The sequence below is a fragment of the Neisseria sp. 74A18 genome (assembly GCF_001308005.1).
Classification (GTDB): domain Bacteria; phylum Pseudomonadota; class Gammaproteobacteria; order Burkholderiales; family Neisseriaceae; genus Neisseria; species Neisseria dumasiana.
Genome location: NZ_LGZA01000035.1, coordinates 21,719 through 27,993, shown reverse-complemented (window position 1 = coordinate 27,993; position 6,275 = coordinate 21,719). Strand labels below are relative to the sequence as shown.

The following is a 6,275-nucleotide window of genomic DNA, read 5'->3' as shown; positions in this document are numbered from 1 at the left end:
AGATAAAAAATCTAAAAATAAAAAATACAAAAAAAATAATGTCAACAATTTTACAAAAATTTTCTTGGCAAACGAACTGAACAAGTTTATATTAGCAAACCATAAAATTTATTAACCGTTTCATTTTTAAACCACTACTTTTGGAGAACAACGATGTCAGCGAATCTGAACAGCCTGTTTGAAAAGATCAAGCAACGCGATCCCAACCAGCCCGTGTTCCACCAAGCCGTTGAAGAAGTGTTCGGCAGCCTTGCTCCGTTTTTGGCAAAAAATCCCAAATACACCGAACACGGCCTGCTCGAGCGTATCGTAGAACCCGAACGTGTAATTATGTTCCGCGTATCTTGGGTTGACGATAAAGGCCAAGTTCAAGTCAACCGCGGCTACCGCGTACAAATGAACTCCGCTATCGGCCCTTACAAAGGCGGCCTGCGTTTCCACCCCACCGTAGATTTGGGCGTGTTGAAATTTCTCGCGTTCGAACAAGTGTTTAAAAACGCCTTAACCACCCTGCCGATGGGCGGCGGCAAAGGCGGTTCCGATTTCGACCCCAAAGGTAAGAGCGACGGCGAAGTGATGCGTTTCTGCCAAGCCTTTATGAGCGAACTCTACCGCCACATCGGTGCGGATACCGACGTACCCGCCGGCGATATCGGCGTGGGCGGCCGCGAAATCGGCTTTTTGTTCGGCCAATACAAAAAACTGAGCAACGAATTCACTTCCGTGCTGACCGGCAAAGGTCTGCAATACGGCGGCAGCCTGATCCGCCCCGAGGCCACCGGCTACGGCACCGTTTATTTCGCCGACAGCATGTTGAAAACCAAAGGTAACAGCATGGCGGCCAAAAAAGTGCTGATTTCCGGTTCGGGCAACGTAGCGCAATACGCTGCCGAAAAATGTATCCAATTGGGCGCGAAAGTGCTGACCGTTTCCGACTCCAACGGCTTTGTACTCTTCCCCGACAGCGGTATGACCGAAGCCCAACTGGCCGCCTTGATCGAACTGAAAGAAGTGCGCCGCGAGCGTTTGTCGGTATATGCCCAAGAGCAAGGCTTGCAATACTTTGCGGATCAAAAACCGTGGGGCGTGGCTTGCGATGTGGCCTTGCCTTGCGCCACCCAAAACGAATTGGACGAAAGCGATGCCAAAACCCTTTTGGCAAACGGCTGCTTCTGCGTGGCGGAAGGGGCCAACATGCCTTCTACTTTGGGGGCGGTTGAAGCCTTTGTTCAAGCCAAAATCCTTTACGCACCGGGTAAAGCTTCCAATGCGGGCGGCGTAGCCACTTCGGGTTTGGAAATGAGCCAAAACCACATCCGCTTGTCTTGGACGCGCGAAGAAGTCGACCAACGTCTGTTCGGCATCATGGAAAGCATCCACGAAAACTGCGTGGCCAACGGCACCGAAGACGGCGGCTATGTAAACTATGTGAACGGTGCAAACATCGCCGGCTTCAAGAAAGTTGCAGAAGCCATGTTGGCTCAAGGCGTGGTATAAACATTAACCGTTTTATAACGCTTTAATTATAAAGGCCGTCTGAAAACCTGTTTTTCAGACGGCCTGATACCTTTGTAAAACCCTCAGATGCGGATGCAGTTCAAGGCGTAGCAGCACAGCGAGTGCAGACATATCATACAGATAGGCAAACGAGCGGGCAGCGCACAACGCAGAAATGCGCCGCAGATGGGGGGTACAAAGGTCTCGGCCTTTACGGTTGGAGTGTTATATAGTCGATCAGCTTAATTTTGACTACGGTGTTGACCTTGTATTAAAAATAAGTTGATTGAATATAAATAAAAAACCGCTGAGGCAAATGGCATCAGCGGTTTTTTCGTATATCAACTTCAAGCCACGCCGTAACGCTCGCGGTAAGCGCGCACCGGCTCCAGATAAGTCCCGAATTCGGCGTTGTTTTCCAGCAGAGCCAGCAAATCGCGCAAGTTGGCAATCGACACCACCGGCAGTCCGTATTGCTGCTCCACTTCCTGCACGGCGGAAAGTTCGCCCGTGCCTTTTTCCATGCGGTCGAGTGCAATTGCAACGGCTGCGGGCGTTGCGCCTTCCGCCTCAATCAGCTTAACCGATTCGCGCACCGACGTGCCGGCCGAAATCACATCATCGATAATCAACACGCGGCCTTTGAGCGGCGCACCCACCAACACGCCGCCCTCGCCGTGGTCTTTCACTTCTTTGCGGTTGTAGGCAAACGGCACGTTCACACCTTTTTCGGCCAGCATCATAGCGGTGGCCGCCGCTAAAATAATGCCTTTATAAGCAGGGCCGAACAGCATATCGAATTCGACTTTGCTCTCGATAATCGCCTGTGCATAAAATTTGGCCAACGCCAAAGTGGACGCGCCGTCGTTAAACAAACCGGCATTAAAAAAATAAGGCGACTGACGGCCTGCTTTGGTGGTGAATTCGCCGAATTTCAAAACGTTTTGTTCAAGTGCGAATTTGAGGAAATCTTGACGGAAATCGGACATTTTTGTGGTTCTTTCCAGCAGAAAAATAAAGCCGATTATAGCCGAAGGAAGCAGGCGGCAACAGGCCGTCTGAAATAAAACCGCAAGCATCGGCAAATATTGCTGCAGCATCTTTGAGGTGTTTCGTAAGCAGTTTTTGCAAAATTACCACACAGCTTAATGCTTCAATTTTCTTTTCTCAATAACAGAAGTTTACGTATAATTGTTATGGTATAACATTTTGTAAATTGAGAGTCGGAAGATGAAAAAAACAAAAATAGCTTTGGGCGTGTCGTTGGTGTTTGTTCCTTCGGTGTTGTCGGCGGAGCCTGTCCGAAAAGAAGAAGTGGTTTTAGATACGGTTGTGGTGAAAGGAGAGCGTTACACCGCCAAGTCGGAAGGGAATGTGTGGAATCAAAAAAGAATCGCCGACACACCTAAAGGCAACGGCACCATCAATGATTTGTTGCGCACCAGCCCGGGTGTGCAGTTTTCCAATACCGAAGGCACGGCCGACAGTGCCGGCGAAATTGCGCCGCCGAATATTTCGTTTCATGGCGAGAAGTTTTACAACAACCGTTTTTCAATAGACGGCGTGAGCAACGACAGCAATCTCAACCCCGCGCACAACGGCTCCGATACGCAGTTGGATGCGGATACGGTGAATTCGCACACGGTAGGCGCGCTGCCTGCAGGCCATCCGCAGGCGTTTTGGATCAGCCCTTCGCTGGTGGAAAACATTAAGGTGAAAGACAGCAATATTTCCGCCCGCTACGGCCGCTTTACCGGCGGCGTGGTGGATGCCGATTTAATCAAGGCAAACAGAGAAAAAGCATTCGGCAGCCTGTCGTACCGCACCACGCGCCATACTTGGACGCATCATTATATCGACCCGCTGTATGCCGACGAATACCGCGAGGCGCAGTCGTCCAACACGCAGCCGAAATTTACTAAACATGAATCCACTCTCACGGTAAACCAACCTGTGGGCAAAGATTCGGCGGTGCTGTTTTCGTACAGCCGCCAGCGCTCTTCGATTCCTTTTTTCCATCAGCATCTGAAACAGTCGACCAAGCAAAGGCGTTTGGCCGAAACCTTTTTGCTGCGGGGCGCGCACCGTATCGACGACGATAACAATCTGTCGGCAACGGTGATATATTCGCCGCACTATGCCACTTATCATCCGGCCAACTATAAAGACGGCCGCTTTACCAACAGCGGCGGCGGTTGGCGTTTTGATTTGGATTGGGAACGCTACGCCGGTTTCGGTAGGATGCAGACCAAATTGAGCTACCGCAGCACCGAAGAAAAAACCGCCTACGATCAAGACAATTTATACCGCTACAACGACGACACGCCGTCGATAAACTGGACAACCCATCCCGAAGTGGATGAAGCGGCCGTGGGCGGCATCGGCACCAGCCGTTCGTTTGGCAAGCATATCAACCTGCAACAGCATTTCGAGTTTAACGAAGCGGATTGGCGCGGTTGGAAGCACCGCTTCAACGCAGGGTGGGAGGCGGAATATGCCGATAAAGGCTTTGAGCGCAAAAAGCCCACCATTATTTACGGCGGCCCGAGGATGACCGACCGTAAGGACTGCTCCGAATGTATTCCGGGCGAACAGTTCTTCACCGGCTATGCCTACAACTATCCGGCCAACATCAAAGTAGGCACGCATAATCTCTCCCTTTATCTTGAAGACGATATCGAAAAAGGCAATCTGCGTTTGAAGCCGGGCATCCGCTTGGATTACAACGGCTTTCTGAAAAATACCGACATCGCACCGCGGTTTGCATTCGATTACCGCCTGCCGTTGAAAGCGGCCAAACTGCATGTGTTCGGCGGAGCCAACCGTTATTACGGCAGCGAAATGCTGACCTACAAATTGCGCAGCGCCCATGTGTTCCAACGCAATTTCGACCGCTTCGAGATAGATGATCCGTGGACATCGCGCGAATTGAAAGAACCGCGTTACGACGTCAGCGATTTGAAAACGCCGTACAGCAACGAATGGAATCTGGGCCTGCGCCAGCATATCGGCAACAGCGAATGGCAGTTGAAATGGGTGCGCCGCAACAGCCGCAACCAGTTTTTAACCAAAGAAAAAACCGATGAAAGCGGCCAAACCTACCGCGTGCTGGCCAATACCGGCCGTTCCGACAACGACACCTTCAGCTTTTCCGCTGGCCTGAACCGCCCGTGGACGCTCGGCCCGACCCTGCTCAGTTGGCGGGCGGGTGCCGATTACAACAAACGCCGCTCCAACCAAATCGGCACGTTCCAACGCTACGATTGGAGCGAATGGAACGTGAAAAAAGTATTGGTGGACGGCAAGCTGAAAGATCCCGACAACCTGCCCGCAATGGATTTCAACCAGCCGTGGAACGCCTTTATCGAAACCGAACTCGCCGTGCCCAAGTGGTATTTCACCTGGACGCAACGCTGGCGTTATTCGCCCGGCACGGTGGAATACACGCAGGAAAACATCCGCTGCACCCCCGAACGCGCGCGGCTTTGCCAAGGTTATGTCGGCAACCTGAGCAAGTTCGACCAAATCAAATACAATTCCGCGCTGATGGCAGACTGGCATTTCTCGTGGGCAAAACCGCTGGCGAAAACGAAAAAGGTGGAAGTGAATTTGGACGTGTTGAACGTGTTTAACCGCAAAATCGTCGGCAAAAAAGTTTATACCCCCGAATGGCAGGAGAAAAAACGCGACGTGTCGTATAAAATCGGCCGCCAATTCTGGCTGGGGGCGAAATATTCTTGGTAACGGATCGTAACCTGATTCCATAGGTAGTGATTGTGCCGCCCTTGCCGGAACTAACAGGCAGGGGCGGTATTTTGATTGGCGTTCCGTTTCAAAGGCGTTGTGTAATACCGAGGCCGTCTGAAAAGCATTTCAGGTACAATGCGGTTTTTCTTCACTTCATATTTAAAAATCATGTTGAAAATCATCTCAGCCAACGTTAACGGCATCCGTTCCGCTTATAAAAAAGGCTTTCACGAATACATCGCCGCTTCGGGTGCCGACATTGTGTGCGTGCAGGAATTGAAAGCCCAAGAGCCGGATTTGTCGGACGATATGAAAAATCCGCACGGTATGCACGGCGTATGGCATTGCGCCGAAAAGCGCGGTTACAGCGGCGTGGCGGTGTACAGCAAGCAACGCCCCGACAATGTGCAAATCGGCATGGGCATTGAAGAATTCGACAGCGAGGGCCGTTTCGTGCGTGCCGATTTCGGTAAATTGAGCGTGATTTCGCTTTATCTGCCCAGCGGTACCAGTGCGCCCGAACGCCAAGAGTTGAAATACCGTTTTTTAGACGCGTTTTACCCCATGCTGGCGGAAATGAAAGCGGAAGGCCGCGATATCGTAGTGTGCGGCGATTGGAATATCGCCCATCAAAACATCGATTTGAAAAACTGGAAAGGCAATCAGAAAAATTCGGGTTTCCTGCCGGAAGAACGCGCATGGATAGGCAAAGTGATTGCCGAATTGGGCTGGGTGGACATGTGGCGTAAGCTGTATCCCGAAGTGCCCGGCTACACTTGGTGGAGCAACCGCGGGCAGGCGTATGCAAAGGATGTGGGGTGGCGTATCGACTACCACATGGTAACGCCTGATCTGGCGGCCAAAGCGGTGGAAGCGCATGTGTATAAAGAAGAAAAATTCTCCGACCATGCGCCGCTGGTGGTGGCGTATGATTATTCGATATAAGCGTTGTAGTGAGGCCGTCTGAAACATTTCAGACGGCTTTTGTCTGATTACGGTTTCTTCCTAAAATAATTTCCGTTATATTCGGA

Annotated in this window: 5 protein-coding genes; 3 read left to right on the top strand and 2 right to left on the bottom strand. The window is 51.3% G+C overall.

The features are described from left to right. The first annotated feature begins 153 nt into the window (after positions 1 to 153). Positions 154 to 1,497, top strand: a complete 1,344-nt coding sequence (gene gdhA, locus AKG43_RS10180; protein ID WP_054600448.1) for an NADP-specific glutamate dehydrogenase — start codon at positions 154 to 156, stop codon at positions 1,495 to 1,497. A gap of 54 nt (positions 1,498 to 1,551) precedes the next feature. On the opposite strand, the gene AKG43_RS13400 is transcribed toward gdhA, so the two are convergent. Continuing rightward, entirely contained in the window at positions 1,552 to 1,683 is a 132-nt protein-coding gene (locus AKG43_RS13400) for a lipoprotein signal peptidase (RefSeq protein ID WP_082403060.1), read from the bottom strand. Positions 1,684 to 1,844: 161 nt separating this feature from the next. Further along, positions 1,845 to 2,486, bottom strand: coding sequence for an orotate phosphoribosyltransferase (gene pyrE / locus AKG43_RS10175; protein ID WP_054600451.1), 642 nt, complete (start codon positions 2,484 to 2,486; stop codon positions 1,845 to 1,847). Positions 2,487 to 2,727: 241 nt separating this feature from the next. On the opposite strand from pyrE, the gene AKG43_RS10170 reads away from it, so the two are divergent. Together AKG43_RS10170 and AKG43_RS10165 are read left to right on the top strand one after the other, a co-directional pair. Further along, positions 2,728 to 5,241 (top strand): TonB-dependent siderophore receptor, encoded by a 2,514-nt coding sequence (locus tag AKG43_RS10170; RefSeq protein ID WP_054600447.1) that lies wholly within the window; start codon positions 2,728 to 2,730, stop codon positions 5,239 to 5,241. A gap of 171 nt (positions 5,242 to 5,412) precedes the next feature. Then, positions 5,413 to 6,189, top strand: a complete 777-nt coding sequence (locus tag AKG43_RS10165; protein ID WP_054600450.1) for an exodeoxyribonuclease III — start codon at positions 5,413 to 5,415, stop codon at positions 6,187 to 6,189. The last annotated feature ends 86 nt before the right edge of the window (positions 6,190 to 6,275 follow it).